General features: G+C 47.0%; 1 protein-coding gene. It reads right to left on the bottom strand.

Translation table 11 applies throughout. The features are described 5' to 3' along the window. On the bottom strand, positions 1-715 hold a 715-nt coding region (locus A3739_RS23850), incomplete at both ends, for a LysR substrate-binding domain-containing protein (RefSeq protein ID WP_068503072.1).

The raw sequence follows: 715 nt of genomic DNA, 5'->3' as shown, positions 1-715 counted from the left end.
TTGCGCAACGCAATGCTTGTTACGGCATCTGGGAATAAATCCGTGGCTGGAATCGCCACCAAATCTGAGTCTCTAACAGGATCAAATGCCATTGACGCAATGATACCGACGCCCAAACCGAGCCGCACGTAGGTTTTGATAACATCCGCATCAGAAGCGGTAAACACCACATTCGGCTCTAAACCAGCCGCTGCGAATGCCTGATCCAACTTCTCTCTACCAGTAAAACCAAGCACATAGGTAACGATTGGATGCTGCGCTAGTTTCTCAAGCGTCAATGTCGACTCAGAGAGCAAAGGATGATCTTTAGGCAATACAACGACGCGATTCCATCGATAGCATGGCATCATAATCAAATCAGAATGTTGGCTAAGTGCTTCCGTTGCGATCGCACAATCAACCGCACCGTCAGAGCACATTTCAGAAATCTGCGCTGGAGTACCTTGATGCATGTGCAATGAAACATCAGGATAACGCTTCATAAACCTGCTTATAATCGGTGGCAAGACGTATCTAGCCTGAGTATGAGTCGTCGCAACGGTCAACTCACCTGTACGGTTGTCGTTAAATTCGTTTGCAATCTTCTTTATATTTTCAACATGCGACAAAATATCACCCGCAACCGCCAAAATTTTCTCGCCGGCCGGCGTTATTCGCGTTAGGTGCTTACCGCTTCTTGAAAATACCTCTACGCCCAATTCATCCTCAAGCAAAC

Source organism: Oleiphilus sp. HI0067 (assembly GCF_001635735.1).
This window is presented reverse-complemented; position numbering and strand designations above follow the sequence as displayed.